This is a genomic window from Flavobacterium sp. DSR2-3-3 (genome assembly GCF_049896585.1).
Classification (GTDB): Bacteria; Bacteroidota; Bacteroidia; order Flavobacteriales; family Flavobacteriaceae; genus Flavobacterium.
Window position 1 is genome coordinate 14,650 of sequence record NZ_JAFCUP010000009.1, and the last position, 19,980, is coordinate 34,629.

Here is a 19,980-nt window from a genome sequence, read left to right on the forward strand (position 1 = left end):
TTATATTTGTGTAGACTCTAATCCAAATGACTATGAAAAAATATACGGTTATACTCCTGCTCCTTTTATCAACCACATTGACACTGGCACAAAATAAGGAAAAAATAAAAGGATCAAAAACGGTGACTGTGGAACAAAGACAAGTTGGTAATTTTGAAGCATTAATAGTCGAAGACAATCTCGAAGTTCATCTGGAAAGAGGGGAAAAAACAGAATTAAAAATCGAGGCCGACGAAAACTTACATGACATTATTTCTTTAGATTTAAGTGATAAAATATTGCGAGTTTATACTACAAAGCAAGCCACAAACTATAAAAAAATGATAGTCCGAGTGACGTATACCACTGATTTGAATCTGATTACTTCAAAAGATGAATCGACCGTCAATGCGATACAGGAACTTTTATTGAAAACCATTACTTTAAAAGCCCATGATGTTTCCAAATTATTTTTGAACGTTAACACCAAGGATTTCTTACTTCAGGCAGACGATAAATCAAAAATAGAACTCAATTTAAAATCAGAAAATACGATAATCGAATTAAGTAAAAATGCATCGCTGAAAGCCTTAGTTAACACTACCGATTTGAAAGTGGATATGTACCAAAAATCAGGTGCTACTCTTGAAGGAAACGCTGTAAATACTATGCTTCGACTGGACAACAATGCCTCATTTACTGGCAACAAGTTGACTACAAAAAATGCGGATGTAACGACCGAAAGTTATTCCAACTGCAGTCTATTTACTGAAACAGCCGTGATTATTGATGCGGCTGATAAATCAGAAATCCAACTGCTGGGTTCCCCAAAAATTGAAATACGAAAATTTGCTGATGAAGCTAAATTGATAAAAAAGTTGAAATAGAGAATCCTCTCTCTCCCGCGACCCCTTTAAAGGAGGGGAAGAAAAACTATTTTTGATTATTTAAAAGTTCAATCAAATGGTTTGGTATTTTTAGGGAACGATTCTTTTTTGCAGTTTTGTGAATTAGGGAAATACAATCACGGATTACAATATCGCTGTAAATAAAGGGGCAGAGCCTACATTTTTATCTGCACTAAATTGCAATGATGAAAGGCGCAGCAATTATTATGTCCAAAAGAAATGAGATTGACAATACATTGAAATTTCAAGAGAGAAGGAAAATAGTCGGATGCAGGCCGAACTCTTTTTGTCTAAAGCTTTAGATTATGAAACTATTCAATCAAAAATGAAAAAAATAAGATTGTATATGGTAATCAAAAAATCAAAACCATCTTTTTCTTTTGAACAAAAACACACCAAAAGCAGATAACAAAACGGATCCAGAAATGACAATCCAGATTCCATAGCGATTGTCTTGTAAATCATTGGGAACGTTCATTCCGTACAAACTTGCAATCAATGTTGGAATCATAAGAATTATCGAAATCGAAGTCATTTGCTTCATAATCGTATTCATATTGTTAGAAATCACAGAAGCATAAGCATCCATAGTCCCCGTTAAGATATCGCTGTAAATATTCGTAGTTTCTTGCGCCTGACGCAATTCAATTTCCACATCTTCCAGCAGATCCAAATCAAAATGCTCTTTTTGGGATTTTATATTCTTAATTCGGTGTAACAAAATATCATTCCCCTTCAACGATGTCATAAAGAATACCAAACATTTTTCTATTTGAAGCAACGCTTGTAATTCTTCATTCTTTATTGACTTCTCTAAATTGTCCTCGGCTAATTTTATTTTTTGATTGACTTGCTTTAAGTATTTCAAAAACCAAACACTGGACGACAGCAATAACTTCAGCACTAAATCGAAGTTATCTTTTATGTTGATATTTTTGCGTTTCGTGTAGGTTACAAAGTCAGTAATCATTTCCGTTTGATGGAAACTGATGGTGATGCAAACTTCTTCCTTAAAGACAACCCCGACAGGAATCGTATGAAAAGGCAACTTCACATCGTTGCTCTTTACAGGAATTCGCATGATAATTAAAGTCCAACCATTTTCAATTTCTATCCTTGGTCTTTCGTCAATATCTTCAATGTCATTATAAAATGCTTCAGGAATTTGTAATTCGTCGAGTAAATATTTTTTTTCTGCTTCGGTAGGGCATTCAATATTTATCCAACAGTTAGGAATCCATTCAGGAATGGCAATTAACCCGTTATTATTTTTGTAAAAAGCTCTCATTTCAAAATTCTATAGGTTTATTTACAGCGTCTTGAAAACAGTGCAAGAGCTGTATTAGTTTAATATTTCCGAATAATAATCGTCCATTTTAAAGGTCATTTTTAAGTGATGCAAAAGTATTCTTTAAATTCCGTTTTAGCATCAATCATGATAAATTTAAGCGTTTTTTAAGATAAAAAAAGCCTTAAACGTGTGTTTAAGGCTTTTAATCAAAACTATTTTCTCTATTTGTTTCTTTTCATTTCTCTTGCTAAAAGTGTATTTTTCAACAACATTGCAATTGTCATTGGTCCTACTCCACCCGGAACTGGAGTAATAAAAGATGATTTTTTACTTACTTGTTCAAAATCAACATCACCGGTGATTACATATCCTTTTTCATTAGTTTCATCAGGAACACGAGTAATACCCACATCAATTACAACAACTCCTTCTTTCACCATGTTCGCTTTTAGGTAATTAGGAACACCCAGAGCCGTAATGATGATATCCGCCTGAATGGTTATTTCTTCAATATTTTTAGTGTAACTGTGCGTTAGAGTTACCGTTGAATTTCCAGGAAATCCTTTTCTTCCCATCAAAATACTCATTGGTCTTCCCACTATATGGCTGCGACCAATTACTACAGTATGTTTTCCTTTTGTTTCTACTCCGTACCTTTCTAATAATTCTAAAATTCCGAAAGGAGTTGCAGGAATAAAAGTAGTCATGTCTAACGCCATTTTTCCAAAATTTTCAGGATGAAATCCATCCACATCTTTGCTTGGATCAACCGCCATCAAAACTTTCCGCTCGTCAATTTGCTCGGGAAGCGGCAACTGAACAATAAATCCATCAATAGCTTCATTCTCATTTAATTCCTTTATCTTTTTTAGCAATTCAACTTCAGTAGTTGTACTTGGCATTTTCACTAAGGTAGATTCAAAACCTACTCTTTCGCAAGCTTTTACTTTACTGCCCACATAGGTTAAACTCGCTCCATCATTTCCAACAATCAGCGCTGCTAAATGAGGAACTTTCTCCCCATTGTCTTTCATTTTTTGTACTTCTGCAGCGATTTCACTCTTAATATCTTCCGCTGTTTTTTTTCCGTCTAGTAGTTGCATTGTTATTTAGTTTTATGCATTAAAGCCGAAAGTCTTAAAATCATTACAATTTTAAGACTTTCGGCTTTTGACTCATTTTTATTTCATTCCTGGCATTCCGCCTTTCATGCCGCCCATCATTTTCATCAGGTTTTTTCCTCCTGGTCCCTGCATCATTTTCATCATCTTGCTCATTTGGTCAAACTGCTTCATCAACTGATTCACTTGTTCGATTTTAGTTCCGGAACCTTTTGCAATTCTGGTTTTCCTTTTTACATCGATTAACGCCGGCTTGCTTCTTTCAATTGGCGTCATCGAATGGATTATCGCTTCAATATGTTTAAAAGCATCATCTTCTATCTCAACATCTTTCATGGCTTTTGATGCACCTGGTATCATTCCAACCAAATCTTTCATATTACCCATTTTTTTTACCTGTTGAATTTGAGAAAGGAAATCATCAAAACCGAATTCGTTTTTAGCAATTTTCTTTTGGATTTTTCTTGCTTCTTCTTCGTCAAATTGCTCCTGAGCTCTTTCTACCAAAGTCACAACGTCTCCCATTCCCAAAATCCTTTCAGCCATACGAATTGGATAGAACACATCAATCGCATCCATCTTTTCCCCTGTACCTACAAATTTTATGGGTTTATTAACAACCGATTTAATCGAAATTGCAGCTCCACCACGAGTATCTCCATCTAATTTGGTTAAGATAACCCCATCAAAATTTAATCTTTCATTGAAGGCTTTTGCTGTATTTACAGCATCTTGACCTGTCATTGCATCCACAACAAATAATGTTTCTTGCGGCTGAATGGCTTTATGAACGCGTTCTATTTCGTTCATCATTTCCTCATCGACTGCTAAACGACCAGCTGTATCGACAATCACTACATTGAATCCGTTCGCTTTCGCATGTTTGATTGCATTTTGAGCAATTTCAACAGGGTTTTTATTTTCTGGCTCTGAATAAACCTCAACTCCTATTGAATCTCCAACAACATATAATTGTTGAATTGCCGCAGGACGGTAAATGTCACACGCTACTAATAATGGTTTTTTATTTTTCTTTGTTAAAAGATAATTGGCCAATTTTCCTGAGAAAGTAGTTTTCCCTGATCCTTGCAATCCTGCCATCAAAATAACCGATGGATTTCCCGAAAGATTAATTCCGGCAACATCACCACCCATTAATTCTGTCAATTCATCTTTTACTAACTTCACCAATAATTGTCCTGGTTGAAGTGTCGTTAATACATCCTGACCAATCGCTTTTTCTTTTACCTTGGCGGTAAAATCTTTGGCAATCTTAAAGTTAACATCCGCGTCAAGTAAAGCTCTCCGCACCTCTTTGAGCGTTTCGGCTACATTTATTTCGGTGATTTTTCCGTGACCTTTAAGTATATGAAAGGCTTTATCTAGTTTATCGCTTAAATTATCGAACATAGTATTGATTTATTTTGAAATGCAAATTTAAGCATTTGATTTTGAAGTTGTATTCATAATATTATAAAAAAAACAGTCTTTTTTAAGACTGCTTTTAAAGTTTTACGAAATCGTGAAACACCATAAATTTATTTTTTTTTGAAAGTCAAATAATTGATTCCATCCACATTGCTCGATTTACTTTTCATCCGAACCTTAGTTTCTTCAATTTCAGTGACATCCCAATGCTCCGATAACTTCATTAATGTTTCAGAACTTGAAAATGAAATAACAAAATCCAAATCATTGTTTGGATTATTATTGATACCGTTTGATTTTACGACAGACCACTTCCCAGAAAACGTATTGGCAGCATCGTTACTAGTCAAAATTTCATTCGTTCCAAAAGTGAAATTATATCCTGAATATTCACTTGTCAGATTACTATTTTTATCAATAAAATAGCTCACTTTCCAAGTGCCTTCACTTAGTATACCATTTACTTTTACCAAATCATTTTTTGCATTAGACACTATTTCGGGATCGTCAGCACAGCAGGTTCCGGCTACATTTAGCAAAAAAACACCAAACAAAAGTGGATATAAAAACAGTTTTTTCATGACTAAAGTGTTTATTTGATACTAAATGTATTAAAAAAACATTGTTTTCACAAAAAATAAGCCAAAAAAATTACATTCTTTCCGGAACATTAATTCCCAACAATTTAAATGAAGCAGCAATAGTATCGGCAACTTTTTTAGACAATTGAACTCTAAAAATTTTCTTTTCTAAATCCTCTTCACCGAGAATAGGAACCGCCTGATAGAATGAATTGTATTCCCGAACTAAATCATAGGTATAATTAGCAAGCAAAGCAGGACTGTGATGCTGTGCAGCATTTTGAATAACGTCAGGGAATAACTCTAATTGTTTCACCAATTCTTTTTCTTTTTCATGAAGCGTTGTCATTTTTGATTTATTCGAAAAATCAAAATTTGCTTTACGAATAATCGATTGAATTCTGGCGTATGTATATTGAATAAACGGTCCAGTATTTCCTGCAAAATCTACCGATTCTTCCGGATTGAATAGGATTCGTTTTTTTGGATCTACTTTTAAAATATAATATTTTAAAGCCCCTAAACCAATCGTGTAGTATAATTTTGCTTTTTCATCAGCAGAATAGGAATCTAATTTTCCTAAATCTTCTGCAATTTTTTGTGCTGTATCTGTCATTTCCTGCATTAAATCATCGGCATCGACAACCGTTCCTTCACGGCTTTTCATTTTCCCCGAAGGTAAATCAACCATTCCGTAAGACAAATGAAATAGATTTTTAGACCAGTCAAAACCTAGTTTTTTCAGAATTAAAAACAACACTTTAAAGTGATAATCCTGCTCATTTCCTACGGTATACACCATTCCGCCTACATCCGGATAATCTTTTACACGCTGAATGGCAGTGCCAATATCTTGTGTCATATATACCGCGGTACCATCTGAACGCAATACAATTTTACGGTCTAAACCTTCGTCTGTTAAATCAATCCAAACGGAACCGTCAGGATCTTTTTCGAAAACGCCTCTGTCCAAACCAATTTGAACGACATCTTTTCCTAACAAATACGTATTGCTTTCATAATAAAAACAATCGAAATCAACACCAAGATTTTCATAGGTTTTGGCAAAACCATCATAGACCCATTGATTCATGGTTTTCCAAAGGGTGATTACTTGTTCATCTCCAGCTTCCCATTTTAGTAACATTTCCTGAGCTTCCAAAATGATTGGCGCTTGTTTTTTAGCTTCTTCTTCCGTTTTGCCGGCGCTCATTAATTGCGCTATTTCTTCTTTGTACGCTTTATCAAAAGCAACATAATAATTCCCAACTAATTTATCCCCTTTTAAACCTGTTGATTCTGGAGTTTGTCCGTTTCCGAATTTTTGCCAAGCCAACATTGATTTGCAGATATGGATTCCTCTATCATTAATGATTTGAGTTTTATACACTTTTTTACCGGAAGCTTTGATGATTTCCGCAACTGAATATCCCAAAAGGTTGTTACGCACGTGACCTAAATGCAAGGGTTTGTTCGTATTTGGTGAGGAATACTCTACCATAACCGCTTTATCATCTTCCGAAGGCGTTACAAAACCAAATTTAACATCATCTTTTATTTCTCCAAAAAAATCTAAATAATAATCATCTGAAATAACAATATTTAAAAATCCGGAAACTACATTGAACCGATTTACCTCAACTAAATTTTCAACAAGATAGGCTCCTATTTTATTCCCTAATTCCACTGGATTGCTTTTCACTACTTTCAACAATGGAAAAATAACCATCGTTATATCCCCTTCAAATTCCTTGCGTGTAGTTTGAAATTCAGCTTTATCAATAGTAACGTCAAATAAAGCTTTTACAGCTTTTTTAATGGAGGGCGTAAGAATCTGTTGTAATGTCATGATGTAAATTTAAAAGTGCAAAGATAATTCTAATTCCTTAATTTGGTTAGAAAAGTTACTCAATTACGTCTTAAAAACACTAACAAATAAAAAAAACCGTTGTACTGCTATATTTAGGATTGAGTTAACAAAATTTTAGCATTTTTTAAAAATGATAATTCAATTTTCACTATTTTTACTCTGCAAATTAACAACATAAGACATGAAAAAGACTCTTATTTTTATATTGTTGATGGCTTCATATGCTATTCATTCCCAAGCAGTTACCGTAAATACTACAAAATACACGATTGACCAATTGGTGAATCAGGTACTCGTGAATTCGCCATGTGTTCAGGGTACCAATGTAACTTCAAGAACAGGAACATTTTACGGATCGTCCAACGGAATAGGCTATTTTGAAAATACTAATTCTGCCTTTCCATTTTCCAACGGAGTTGTATTAAGTACGGGAGATGTTACTAAAATTCCGGCACCCAATACAACTATTTTAAGCGATGGTATTCCAGCATGGTCAGGCGATTCAGATTTGGAAGCTAATTTACTTTCGCAGTCGGGAATAACTCTTAATTCAATAAATGCCAGTTTTATTGAATTTGATTTTCAACCCAAAACACCCAATTTCGATTTTTCTTTTCTTTTTGCTTCTGAAGAATATGGGACTTCCCAATGCAGCTTCTCGGATGCTTTTGCTTTTCTTTTAAAAGATGTAACAGCCGGCGGTGCTAATGTAAATTTAGCCGTAATACCAAGCACAGCCATCCCGGTATCTGTTGAAACCATACGAGACACGGCTTACAATCCTAACTGTCCTTCCGCCAATCCAAACTATTTTGGTGCTTTTAACGGAGGTGGATTTGGCCCTGCCATAAATTTCAACGGACAAACAGTTTCAATGCTAGCTTCGGCAACTGGGTTAGACATTACGCACGTGTATCGCATTAAATTAGTTATTGCTGACGGAGGAAATAATACGGGTTATGATTCTGCTATTTTTCTACAAGCCAATAGTTTTAATATCGGGCAAGATGTTGTAGGACGGGATTATATAACGGCAAACAATGCTGCAATTTGTCCGGGAAACACGTTACCAATATTATCCGCCGCAGGTTTAGATTCCGGAACTACTTTCGAATGGAAAAAACAAGGAGTAGCATTCTCACCACCACAAACAGGGGTAACATTAGACCTCAACACAGTTATTCCACTGGTTAGTTCTGGAATTCATATTTACAGTGTTACATACAAAGAACCCGGTTGCATCGAAGTCACAGATGATATCACGATAGAAATTTTTCCCAAGATTGGAGTAATTACATCTGTTCCCAACATTTATATGTGTGATTCGGGGGCTTCCTCTTATGATTTTAATCTCAGTAAAAATAGTTCAATCATTCTGGCTGGAGTTAACCAATCTACTAGCACAACTGGTATTTTAGATGATTTACCCGCAAATACAATTATCACGTATCACTTTACTGATGCAGATGCTAGGAGAAATACTGCCGCAATCTCAATTCTTCAAACTATTTCAAGTACGGAAAGTGGCAAACAAATTTTTGTCAGAATTCAAAACCTTAACACGTTGTGCTATGAAATTAGATCTTTTCAATTGCTAATTGTCGCATCGCCACTAATTGCAAATATTCCTATTGATAATACATTGTGTTCCAGAAATTTATCTGAAACTCCTCTGAAAGCTAATTTTAACTTAACGTCACAAATTGCGTCCATTACTGGTTCTCAAAACACCTCATACAACATCCTCACTTTTCACTCCTCGGAAACGGGAGCAAATAGCAATACTAATAGTATAACTTTAAATTCGAGCAACCAATTATTATCGGCAAGCACAACATTATGGGTGCGATTACAAAATATTTCAAATCCCAGTTGTTTTGTTATTACCAGTTTTAATTTGATTGTCACGCCTTTACCAGAAGTAGATATATTGCCAGATGTATTTGTATGCACCTCTTACAAACTCCCACCATTAACAAAAGCTGGAGCGCAATACTGGACTGGAAATAACGGAACTGGAACACAACTTTTTGCCGGGGATGTTATTAACACTACCACAATGAACCTTTATGTTTTTAATCAATCTGGACTGTGTACCAACCAAGATTCTTTTAATGTTACCATTGCTGATTTAGACACAATCACACCAGCTTCTGAAACCTATTGTATACAATATTCCCTTCCAGCTTTACCGTATGCAAAATATTTCACTCAAAGCGGAGGTCCCACTACTCCGGGAAATATCCAGTTACCAGCTGGATTTATAGTAAATACTGCAGGAGTAAACAGAATATATGTATGGTTTGAAGATACTACTGTTACACCATCCTGTACGCAAGAAAACCCATTTGCTATAACTATAATTCCATTTAGTCTATTGCCTAATTACCCAAATCAATTTGCATGTACTTCTTACACGCTGCCCGTTGATCCAAATGGTGGTGTTTATTATACTGGTAGTAATAAAAGTGGATCTCTTTTGTCTCCAGGAACAGTAATAAATACGACGACCATTATTTATGTGTATAAAGAGAGTGGTACGGTTCCAAAAAATTGTGTTGACGAAAAAACCTTCACGTTTTTTATTAGCGTGGGAAGTATTACACCTCCAACAGATGTAAATTCCTGTTCTGCCTACAGTCTCCCTGCATTGACCGTTGGAGAATATCGAACTGCTGCTGCCGGCAGAGGAAATATTGTTCCTGCTGGAACATTAATTAATGCAACTACAACTCTTTGGTTTTATGTCACAGGACAAACGTGCACCGATAATTTAGACTTTACTGTTACTGTAAATATTGCTCCTTTACCAGTAATACCAGACACCACCCCTCAATGCGATGTCTATTATTTACCTAGTGTGGCACATTCAGGCAACTACTATACCGGACCTTTAGGGACTGGACAACTTCGTCCAGTGGGATTTCCGGTTACCACAACTCAAAAAATGTACTTCTATGATAAAGCTGTAAGTGGACCTTGTTATGTTGAAGAAGAATTCCTAATTACCATTAATAAATCTCCTGTAATTGATGCAAAACCTGTAGAAGTTATTCGATGTGGTCAAAGTTATATTTTAGATGATTTAAGAAATGGGGAATATTACGAATTTGCCGGTGGTCCATCGCCAACGAATCCTGTTTTACCGGCTGGTACCGTTTTGACAACCTCAAAAATAATCTATGTTTATGTCGCAGCTACAGCACCAAATACCTGCGTTTCAGAATACAGTATAGACGTTTTGGTAACTTTTGTAAATGACAAAGAAGATCAATATGCTTGCAATAGTTTTAACTTACCAGCCATCGTAGGTATGGGAAGTTATTACACCGCTCCAAGTGGTCCAAATGGAACTGGAGTACGATTGCTCCCTCCTTATTCCCCAATAACTACCACGACAACGATATATGTTTACGTAGAGAATAACAATAGAGTTAATTGTACTGATGAAGACCCTTTTACTATTACCATTAATAATAGCCCAACCATAACAACTATTGCGCCTGTAACAAGATGCGAATCTTATGAACTGCCGTCCTACACAGCACCTGTAACAAGATATTTTACAAATCCAGGTGGTCCGGGAAGCAACAACACTGAAAAATTTCCGGGGGATTTCATCACTGCTTCAACCACTATTTATGCGTATGCCGAATCAGGAACATCTGCAACAGTTATTTGTCCTGTTGAAAGACCAATGGTAATTACTATCACCGCAAAACCAAAACCAGTACTTAACATTCCAGCCATTTGTATTGATATTGATACCGGAATCACGACTGATGCTTTTATTAAAAGTGGATTTACTACACCTCAATTCTCTTTTGAATGGAAAAGCGAAGACGGGACGTTAGTAGGTACCGAAGAAAATTTTTCAACAAGTGAACCTGGTAACTACACACTCACTGTTACCAACTTATCTATTTTTGGTTGTACCTCTGACATCGTCCCTTTTATGGTTATTGAATCTTCGATACCCTCTTCCGTAACATTTACAACCAGCGGATGGTTCACGGATAACCAAACCATAACTGTCAATGCCGTCCCGTTTGTAGGAGATGGGAGTAATTTTCTGTATTCTTTAGATGGAGGTTCCCCTCAAAGTAGTAACGTATTTAACGATGTAAGTTCCGGACTTCACGAAATATCGGTTAGCGATGCCAATTGTGGAACCTTTACCAATCCAATATCGGTTAAGCTGATTAACAGTCCTAAATTCTTCACTCCAAACGGAGATGGTTTTAATGACACTTGGAATATTACTGGAATACCAAATAGCGAAAATTTTAAATTATATATTTTTGATCGCTATGGAAAACTGCTAAAAGAATTATTCGCAAATGGCTCTGGTTGGGATGGAACTTTCAATGGTTATGCGCTACCAGCGGATGATTATTGGTTTTCAATCTCGTATACTGAAGACACTGTCACCAAAGAATATAAATCCCATTTTTCTCTAAAACGATAAATATTACTCTATTCTCTAGAAGGGCTTTTCTAATCGAAAGCCCTTTTTTTGTTATTTAAATAAATAAAAATGCAGAATGTATGTAACAAAACTGAGCCTCATCAGTCTATTATGTAGATTCAAAATCAAAAAAATTATATTTATGTATAAAATAGTACTTTGTAATACATAATATTAAAATAAATATTTACCTTTGCATCATCAATCAATTAAATCACAATCAATCATGAAACTTAAATTAATCTTAATCTGCTTTATTGGAACATTGTTTTCAATGCAGGCGCAAACTTCGGTCAAACCGACACTTCTTAATAATTCCGGAAGTATTTCAGGAAAAATCACTGATAAAAACACTAACGAGCCATTGCCGTATGTGAATGTTGTGATAAAAGAAAACAGCAAAGTAATTACTGGCGGAATTACATCTGAGAAGGGAACTTTTCAAATCAAAAATTTAGCATTGAAAGATTATATCGTAGAGATCCAATTTATGGGATACAAAACGATTTCAAAATCGGCTAAATTAACGTTAGACAATAGCATCAACTTTAACACCATTGCTCTTGAAGAAGATGCAATTAAGCTGGAAGGAGTCGAAATTGTAAAAGAAAAATCTACCATTGAACAAAAAATTGACCGTAAGATTATAAACGTGGGAAAAGATTTAATATCTGCCGGAGCAACAGCTGCAGAAATAATGAACAACATTCCATCTGTGAGTGTTGATCCGCAAACAAACGCCATCAGTTTAAGAGGAAATTCAAATGTTCGGATCCTAATCGATGGAAAACCAACAAATATGGATGCCGCTCAAGTTTTGCAACAAATTCCATCCGCATCCATCAAACAAATTGAGTTAATCACCAATCCGTCGGCTAAATACAATCCGGAAGGAATGAGCGGAATCATCAACATTGTTTTAAACAAAAATAGCCGACTCGGATTTAACGGAAGTGTAAATAACGGGGTAACCTTTGGGATAACACCAAAAGTAAATTCATCTCTTGACTTAAATTACAGAACAGGTAAATTCAATTTTTATGGGAATTATGGCTTTAATCATGGGAAATATTCGAACAACGGTTTTATAAACAGTCAAGAATTAAACAATGAAAATAAGCAGATTTTTGACATGAATTCTAAGAATACCTCTCATTTAGCAAAACTTGGATTTGATTTCAATATTAATGACAAAAACACATTCTCTTTTTATACCAATCAGAACCTTTCTAAAGGAAAAGATTTTGGAAATACTAAAGTCGATTATGTTTCGTCGGCTACCAATGACAGATTCCAATTGTTTGACAATAAAAGCGAAAACCACTCTGAAACTTATAATTTTGATTACAAATTAGACTTCAAAAAGGAAGGACACAATTTAGAATTAGAAGTGAATTACAATAAAAATGACAGTCCCGAAAATGCATTATACACTAATGTAAATGGCACGACTAATTCGTTTACAAATGATGTAAAAACGTTAGGAAAAAATACGATTGTAAATCTTGATTATGTAAATCCGCTTTCTGAAACGACTAAATTAGAATTAGGTTTAGAAAGCAGAAATGAAAATACGGACAACAACCTGTTTTTGAATAATGCTTACAATTCTGATTTCACCTACGAAAGAACTTTATATTCCGCCTATGCAACCCTCGGAAAACAATGGAAAAAATGGAATTTTCAAGCGGGAGCACGTTTAGAACAATACAATGTTGAAGCTTTATTTAGAAAAGTCAGTGAAGTTGATTCAAAATTTGAAGATGATATTTTAAGTATTTATCCATCGGCATTTATAACCTACAACCCTAGTGAGAACAACTCGTTCAGTTTGAATTATTCTCGAAGAGTAGACAGGCCAAGTATTTCTCAGGTAAATCCTATTAGAGAATGGAGTACACCAACGATAGATTCTGAAGGAAATCCGTTTTTGGTTCCTCAATTCACCAATTCATTTGAATTAAATTACACCCGAAAAACTAAAATTGGCTCTATTACTTCAGGGATTTTTTATAGAAGAATTCAAGACGAAATAACACGTGTGATTTTCACAAATCCAAATGCTCCGAACAGACAAATCATCTCTTACGATAATTTTGATAACAATAATGCGTACGGAGTTGAAGTTTCCGGAAACCTAGATTTCAAAAAATGGTGGAGTGCCAATATCAGTTTTGATGCCTACAATAAGAAAACCAAAGGCACTATTGAGGATACGCCGGGAAATTATGAATTTGTAGAGATAGATGTTACAACCTTTAATGCCCGTATTAATAATACGTTCAAAGCAACAAAGGACTTGCGTTTTCAATTATTTGGAATGTACAGAGGAAGAGATTTAAGTCTTCAGCTTGACAGAAGCCCAATGTGGAAAATGGATATTGGGGCGAGTTATAACGTATTGAAAGGTAGCGGAACCATCAGTGCGCGATTCAGTGATATTTTCAAAACCATGCGATTTGCTTTTAATGGAGAACGTCCTTACAAAACAAATGGAGAATTCAATTGGGAAAGCAGAACCGTTTATTTAGGTTTTAATTACAGATTTGGAAGCGGAAAAAACAAAGCAGCCGCAAGAAAGCAAAGAGACAAGAACGAAACCCAAGGAGGCGGAGGGCTTTTGTAAAATTAGTATTAATAGTTAGTTAGTTAGTTAGTTAGTTGCAAAAAGAAAAACTCGGAGTATGCCAACTCCGAGTTTTTTGATTTCACAAAATTATGCGAATTATAAATGTGTTTTTATGGCTTGTATTTCTTCCTCATTTGCTATTTCCCCAACATCAATAATTGCTGATGAATGATAGAAAACAGCTTTTATTTTTTCTTTTAATAATTCAATATTTGATGAACGCAATCCGCCGCCTGGCATAATTACAATCCTATTATTCGCCTTTTCCACTAATCTAGCCAAAACATCAATACCGTCAACCACATTGGTCTCTTGGCCAGAAGTCAAAATAGTTTTAAAATCACATTCTATTAAAGATTCAAGTGCTTTCAATTTGTTTTTTATTCCATCAAAAGCGCGATGAAATGTGCAAGGCAATGGGTTTGCCAAAGCTACTAATTCCGCATTTTGTAGTTCATTTACATTACCGTCTTCTTTTAAAATTCCAAAAACAAAACCATCAACCTGAAGTTTTTTGAATGTCAAAATTTCTGATTTCATTTGTTCGAATTCAAAATCAGAATAAATAAAATCCCCACCACGAGGCCGAATCATAACATTCAAATCTATAGCTATTTTTTTACGAACAGTTTTAGTGAGTTCATAATCTGGCGTTATTCCGCCCTCTTTCATACTGGCACATAATTCTACTCTATCGGCACCATTTTTCTGTGGGATAATCGCCGATTCTAAATTAAAACACGCAATTCCCAGTTGTGCTTTTTTCATTTACTTTAAAAAATAATCGGCATCAATTAATCGATTTCCCATAGCATCATTGACAGCATAATTGAAACCGCCCTGAATACAATATGAACCATATTCTCCTTTTTTATTTAAAGCAATAAAACCAACTTGAATATCTTTTAAATTTTTATTCCTTTTTTTAGTCAAATTCACTATTCGAGCAACTGCCTCTTCGCAGGCTTTCTGTGGCGATTTCCCTTGTCGCATCAACTCTACCACCAAATGACAGCCGGAAATCCGAATTACTTCTTCTCCATGGCCCGTAGCCGTTGCCGCACCAATTTCGTTATCGACGTACAATCCTGCCCCAATAATTGGCGAGTCCCCTACACGTCCATGCATTTTAAAAGCCATTCCGCTTGTAGTACACGCACCGGAAAGATTACCTTCAATATCCAAAGCAATCATTCCAATAGTATCATGATTTTCTATATTAGCGATAGGCTTATAATTACTGGTTTTCAACCATTCCTTCCATTCTTTTTCGGATTCTTCCACTAACAAATTTTCTTTTACGAAACCTTGAGACAACGCAAACTGCAAAGCTCCATCACCAACCAACATGACATGCGGCGTTTTCTCCATCACTGCACGAGCCACAGCAATAGGATGTTTGATAAATTCTAAACATGCTACTGAACCAATATTTGCATTTTCATCCATAATGCAAGCATCTAGTGTGACGCGACCATCTCGATCCGGTCTTCCGCCATAGCCCACGCTTCTTTCGGTTGGATCGGCTTCAGGAATTTTTACCCCAGCTTCGACAGCATCTAGGGCTCGACCGTTAGCCCGTAAAACCTCCCAAGCAGCTGCGTTAGCTTGAATTCCAAAATTCCATGTCGAAAGCACAATGGGTTTTGTTCCTTTTTTAGATAAAAAATCATTTTCTTCCGCTGGTTTCCCTTCGAATGAATGCAACGCCACAGCTGCTGAAGCAAAAGCTGCTGTTTTCAAAAAATTTCTACGATTTGTCATTTTGATTGTTTTAGTATTGGCTGCATCTCATTTAAACTATAAATATAAAGGTTCCACTTTAAATAAAAAAACCTGCACAATAATTTGCGCAGGCTTAGAATATTTATCTTGAATCAACTGGAATCGACAACCGATTTATTAGACCATTTTTTACCATTTAATAATAGCACTTCCCCAAGTAAAACCACTTCCAAAAGCTGCCAAAACAACCGTATCTCCTGATTTTATTTTGCCTTTTTCCCATGCTTCAGTTAGCGCAATAGGAATAGAAGCTGCGGTAGTATTTCCGTATTTTTGAATATTATTGTACACCTGATCATCGGTCAAGTTGAATTTCTTTTGAATAAACTGTGAAATTCTCAAATTTGCCTGATGCGGAATTAACATATTAATATCTGAAACCTGCAAATTATTTGCCTGCAATCCCTCATTAATTACTTCGCTGAAACGAACCACAGCATTTTTAAATACAAACTGTCCATTCATGTACGGGAAATAACTTTCATCATTCGGATCATTATCCGCCAAAATATCCGTTATCCAGCGGCCTCCCATTCCTGGAGCTTTTACGATTAATTCTTCGGCGTGCTGCCCTTCAGAATGTAAATGTGTGGACAAAATTCCTTTTGTCAAATCTTCTTCTCTGCTCAAAACAGCTGCTCCGGCACCGTCTCCAAAAATTACCGAAACGCCTCGTCCACGAGTCGTCATATCCAATCCGGTCGAATGAACTTCAGATCCAATAACCAATATGTTTTTATACATTCCGGTTTTGATATATTGATCTGCCACTGATAACGCATAAATAAAGCCTGAACACTGATTCCTGACATCTAATGCACCAACGGTTCGTAAACCCAAATCACGTTGTACTAAAACTCCAGGGCCAGGAAAATAATAATCAGGACTTAACGTGGCAAAAACTATAAAATCGATATCTTCTTTCGCAATGCCAGAACGTTCAATCGCAATTTTGGCCGCTTTTACACCCATAGAAGTGGTTGTGTCTTCTCCTTTTATAATATGTCTTCGTTCCTGAATTCCTGTTCTTTCCTGAATCCATTCGTCATTGGTGTCTATGATTTTGGATAAATCGTCATTAGTTACTACGTTTTCGGGAACATAATAACCCAATCCTGCTATTTTTGAATGATACATACAATTGTTATTTTATTATAAAAAGAGTTCAAATTTAAAACATTCTTAAAAATTTGAGCCGACAAATTACTAATTTTTTAGCAATTTACAAGTTTTATGGCTTTTGTCATCCTTTACAGCTTGCTTCAGTACTAAAATTATGACAGAACATAAATCAAAAACATAATCACAAGAAAGCAAACTGAAACCAACGCAAAAGTTAAAAAGAGATATTTATTTCCAAATGTAACAACATTGAATTATTTTAGACCAATTATTGACAATACCAACGCTAATTTAAAATCATTCAAATTATGAAATTAAAAATTCCATTTTTTTTATTTCTTGGACTAAGCTTAACCACTTTTGCACAAGAAAACTTAACCTATCAAAGACCATCTCAATCCATATTGGATTTGGCGGATTATGAAAGAGCGCCTTCGGTATCGATGGATACCAAAAAAGAATACATGCTGTTGACGTATAGAAATACCTATAAATCATTGGACGATTTAAACCAAGAAGAACTTCGTTTGGGGGGATTGCGAATTAATCCAATTACGAATATTTCAAGTACAGTTACGTATGTGAACAACCTGAAATTACGTAAAATAAAAGACAAAAATGAAGTACAGGTTGCAGGTTTGCCAACGAATCCTCGCATCAGTAATATTGCTTGGTCACCAAATGATAAAAAAATCTCATTTTCCCACACCACAGCTTTAGGTGTTGAACTTTGGTTTATCGATGTTGCTTCGGCGAAAGCCACAAAATTAACAGAAGCGACAGTTAATGCCAACATAGGAAGTCCGTTCAGCTGGATGAATGACAACGAAACTATTTTGGTGAAAATGTTACCAAAAAACAGAGCGGCACTTTTGGATGCCAAAAAAGATTTGCCAACCGGTCCTATAATTTCGAATGCTGATGGTGCGAAATCCCAAAACAGAACGTATCCGGACATGTTGAAAAACAAGAATGATGAAATCAATTTTGAAAACATCATGACTTCTGAATTGTACAAAGTAAACTTGAACGGAACAACAACTTTATTCAAAAAAGCCGATATGTACGCCGGAGAAAGCTTTTCCCCGGATGGTAATTATTTGATGGTGACTACGATTCAAAAACCATTTTCATACATTGTTCCATTAAGTCGTTTTCCATCAAAATCTGTTATTTATGACATGGCTGGTAACGAAGTGAAAGTGGTTAATGAAGTACCGCTTACTGAGATTATCCCTAAAGGATTTATGGCAGTTCGAAAAGGAAAAAGAAACATGAGCTGGAGAACAGACAAACCGGCAACATTAGCGTATGCTGAAGCTTTAGATGGTGGCGATCCTGCAAACAAAGTGGAATTCAGAGATGAAGTTTTTCTTTGGAGCGCACCGTTTGATGGAGCAGCTACTTCATTGGTAAAAACTCCGCAACGCTACGATCAAATCATTTGGGGAAATGACAACACCGCCATAATTACAGATGAATGGTACGATACGCGTAATACCAAAACGTATGTAATCAATCCCTCGAATCCAAGTCAGGCGCCAAAAGTAATTTTCGACAGAAACTCACAGGATGTGTATGCGGATCCGGGGAATTTCGAAACTAGAAAAAACCAATACAACAGGTATGTTTTGGCGATCGAAAATGACAATGCGTATCTTATTGGGGACGGATTCACTAAAAACGGTCAATTTCCGTTTATCAGTGAATTTAATTTGAAAAACTTTCAAGCAAAACGTTTGTATACCTCAACGTACAACGATAAAAAGGAAGACGTTTTGGAGATTGAAGACTACAAAAAAGGAACTGTTTTAGTCCAAATCCAGTCTAAAAATGAATACCCTAATTATTACCTTAGAAATATCAAACAAAAAAATAAACTGACACCAATTACCTCGTTCAAAAATCCTTTTGAAAGTATCAAAAACGTGAGTAAGGAAGTGATAAAATACAAACGTAAAGATGGTGTTGAATTATCCGGAACATTGTATTTACCAGTTGGTTATGACAAAGCAAAAAAAGAGAAAATGCCCTTGTTGATTTGGGCATATCCAGCAGAATACAAAGACAAAAATTCAGCGGGACAAAGTACACAAAATCCGAATGAATTCACGTTTCCCAGTTATGGTTCGTTCGTATATTGGGTAACCAAAGGCTACGTAGTTCTTGATGACGCTGCTTTTCCCATTGTTGGTGAAGGAACAACGGAGCCCAATGATAATTTCATGACCCAATTAGTAGACAATGCAGAAGCCGCCATCAATGCCGTGGATGCTTTAGGATACATCAACAGAAAAAAAGTAGCTGTTGGAGGTCACTCCTATGGTGCTTTTATGACTGCTAATTTATTGACGCATTCTAATCTTTTTGCCTGTGGAATCGCTCGAAGTGGTGCTTACAACAGAACGTTGACTCCTTTTGGTTTCCAAACAGAACAACGCAATTACTGGGAAACTCCTGAAGTTTACAACACGATGTCGCCATTCATGAATGCGGATAAAATGAAAACGCCAATGCTTTTAGTTCACGGTGAAGCCGATAATAATCCAGGAACGTTCACTTTGCAAACCGAACGTTATTTTCAAGCTTTGAAAGGTTTAGGCGCACCGGCAAGAATGGTAATTCTTCCAAAAGAAGCGCACGGTTATGCAGCCAAAGAGAACATTTTACATTTACTTTGGGAACAAGATCAGTTCTTAGAAAAGTATTTGAAGAATTAACGCTGAAAGTAGTGATCAGTGACCAGTTAAGAAGTGGTCAGAAAGCTGAACATAGAACAAAACCCCAAATTCACTTTG

12 protein-coding genes are annotated in these 19,980 nt (G+C 35.7%); 4 read left to right on the top strand and 8 right to left on the bottom strand.

The window, feature by feature from the left end; translation table 11 throughout:
- Nucleotides 1–32 precede the first annotated feature (32 nt).
- A complete protein-coding gene (locus tag ACP7AQ_RS12335; protein WP_426095655.1) occupies nt 33–866 on the top strand; it encodes a GIN domain-containing protein in 834 nt (277 codons plus the stop codon).
- Between the two features lie 382 nt (nt 867–1,248).
- Here ACP7AQ_RS12335 and ACP7AQ_RS12340 read toward each other — a convergent pair whose 3' ends face one another.
- The 5 genes from ACP7AQ_RS12340 to argS form a co-directional block, all read right to left on the bottom strand.
- A complete protein-coding gene (locus ACP7AQ_RS12340; RefSeq protein WP_426064900.1) occupies nt 1,249–2,175 on the bottom strand; it encodes a magnesium transporter CorA family protein in 927 nt (308 codons plus the stop codon).
- A gap of 224 nt (nt 2,176–2,399) precedes the next feature.
- Nucleotides 2,400–3,281 (bottom strand): bifunctional 5,10-methylenetetrahydrofolate dehydrogenase/5,10-methenyltetrahydrofolate cyclohydrolase, encoded by an 882-nt coding sequence (locus ACP7AQ_RS12345; RefSeq protein ID WP_426064902.1) that lies wholly within the window; start codon nt 3,279–3,281, stop codon nt 2,400–2,402.
- Nucleotides 3,282–3,359: 78 nt separating this feature from the next.
- The gene (ffh, locus tag ACP7AQ_RS12350; RefSeq protein WP_426092241.1) at nt 3,360–4,709 is read right to left on the bottom strand and encodes a signal recognition particle protein; all 1,350 of its coding nucleotides are present in this window, start codon (nt 4,707–4,709) and stop codon (nt 3,360–3,362) included.
- A 128-nt stretch (nt 4,710–4,837) separates the two neighbouring features.
- A complete protein-coding gene (locus tag ACP7AQ_RS12355) occupies nt 4,838–5,308 on the bottom strand; it encodes a hypothetical protein (RefSeq protein ID WP_426095656.1) in 471 nt (156 codons plus the stop codon).
- Nucleotides 5,309–5,378: 70 nt separating this feature from the next.
- The gene (gene argS, locus ACP7AQ_RS12360; protein ID WP_426095657.1) at nt 5,379–7,157 is read right to left on the bottom strand and encodes an arginine--tRNA ligase; all 1,779 of its coding nucleotides are present in this window, start codon (nt 7,155–7,157) and stop codon (nt 5,379–5,381) included.
- Between the two features lie 202 nt (nt 7,158–7,359).
- Here argS and ACP7AQ_RS12365 point away from each other — a divergent pair, with 202 nt between their 5' ends.
- Nucleotides 7,360–11,646: a choice-of-anchor L domain-containing protein gene (locus ACP7AQ_RS12365; protein ID WP_426095658.1), complete on the top strand. Its 4,287-nt coding sequence runs from the start codon at nt 7,360–7,362 to the stop codon at nt 11,644–11,646.
- 226 nt (nt 11,647–11,872) lie between these two features.
- Nucleotides 11,873–14,272, top strand: coding sequence for a TonB-dependent receptor domain-containing protein (locus tag ACP7AQ_RS12370; RefSeq protein WP_426095659.1), 2,400 nt, complete (start codon nt 11,873–11,875; stop codon nt 14,270–14,272).
- 99 nt (nt 14,273–14,371) lie between these two features.
- Here the strand turns inward: ACP7AQ_RS12370 and ACP7AQ_RS12375 are convergent, their stop codons facing one another.
- From ACP7AQ_RS12375 to ACP7AQ_RS12385, 3 genes are all read right to left on the bottom strand, one after another.
- A complete protein-coding gene (locus tag ACP7AQ_RS12375; RefSeq protein ID WP_426095660.1) occupies nt 14,372–15,043 on the bottom strand; it encodes a copper homeostasis protein CutC in 672 nt (223 codons plus the stop codon).
- Nucleotides 15,044–16,039, bottom strand: coding sequence for an isoaspartyl peptidase/L-asparaginase family protein (locus ACP7AQ_RS12380; RefSeq protein WP_426064909.1), 996 nt, complete (start codon nt 16,037–16,039; stop codon nt 15,044–15,046).
- 150 nt (nt 16,040–16,189) lie between these two features.
- Nucleotides 16,190–17,197, bottom strand: a complete 1,008-nt coding sequence (locus ACP7AQ_RS12385) for a 3-oxoacyl-ACP synthase III family protein (RefSeq protein ID WP_426095661.1) — start codon at nt 17,195–17,197, stop codon at nt 16,190–16,192.
- 293 nt (nt 17,198–17,490) lie between these two features.
- On the opposite strand from ACP7AQ_RS12385, the gene ACP7AQ_RS12390 reads away from it, so the two are divergent.
- Nucleotides 17,491–19,902 (top strand): prolyl oligopeptidase family serine peptidase, encoded by a 2,412-nt coding sequence (locus tag ACP7AQ_RS12390; protein WP_426095662.1) that lies wholly within the window; start codon nt 17,491–17,493, stop codon nt 19,900–19,902.
- Nucleotides 19,903–19,980: the final 78 nt, after the last annotated feature.

Excerpts from the sequence above, each read along its gene's own strand:
- ACP7AQ_RS12335 (WP_426095655.1), top strand. The coding sequence starts at position 33 with ATGAAAAAATATACGGTTATACTCCTGCTCCTTTTATCAACCACATTG.
- ACP7AQ_RS12340 (WP_426064900.1), bottom strand. The coding sequence starts at position 2,175 with ATGAGAGCTTTTTACAAAAATAATAACGGGTTAATTGCCATTCCTGAA.
- ACP7AQ_RS12345 (WP_426064902.1), bottom strand. The coding sequence starts at position 3,281 with ATGCAACTACTAGACGGAAAAAAAACAGCGGAAGATATTAAGAGTGAA.
- ffh (WP_426092241.1), bottom strand. The coding sequence starts at position 4,709 with ATGTTCGATAATTTAAGCGATAAACTAGATAAAGCCTTTCATATACTT.
- ACP7AQ_RS12355 (WP_426095656.1), bottom strand. The coding sequence starts at position 5,308 with ATGAAAAAACTGTTTTTATATCCACTTTTGTTTGGTGTTTTTTTGCTA.
- argS (WP_426095657.1), bottom strand. The coding sequence starts at position 7,157 with ATGACATTACAACAGATTCTTACGCCCTCCATTAAAAAAGCTGTAAAA.
- ACP7AQ_RS12365 (WP_426095658.1), top strand. The coding sequence starts at position 7,360 with ATGAAAAAGACTCTTATTTTTATATTGTTGATGGCTTCATATGCTATT.
- ACP7AQ_RS12370 (WP_426095659.1), top strand. The coding sequence starts at position 11,873 with ATGAAACTTAAATTAATCTTAATCTGCTTTATTGGAACATTGTTTTCA.
- ACP7AQ_RS12375 (WP_426095660.1), bottom strand. The coding sequence starts at position 15,043 with ATGAAAAAAGCACAACTGGGAATTGCGTGTTTTAATTTAGAATCGGCG.
- ACP7AQ_RS12380 (WP_426064909.1), bottom strand. The coding sequence starts at position 16,039 with ATGACAAATCGTAGAAATTTTTTGAAAACAGCAGCTTTTGCTTCAGCA.
- ACP7AQ_RS12385 (WP_426095661.1), bottom strand. The coding sequence starts at position 17,197 with ATGTATCATTCAAAAATAGCAGGATTGGGTTATTATGTTCCCGAAAAC.
- ACP7AQ_RS12390 (WP_426095662.1), top strand. The coding sequence starts at position 17,491 with ATGAAATTAAAAATTCCATTTTTTTTATTTCTTGGACTAAGCTTAACC.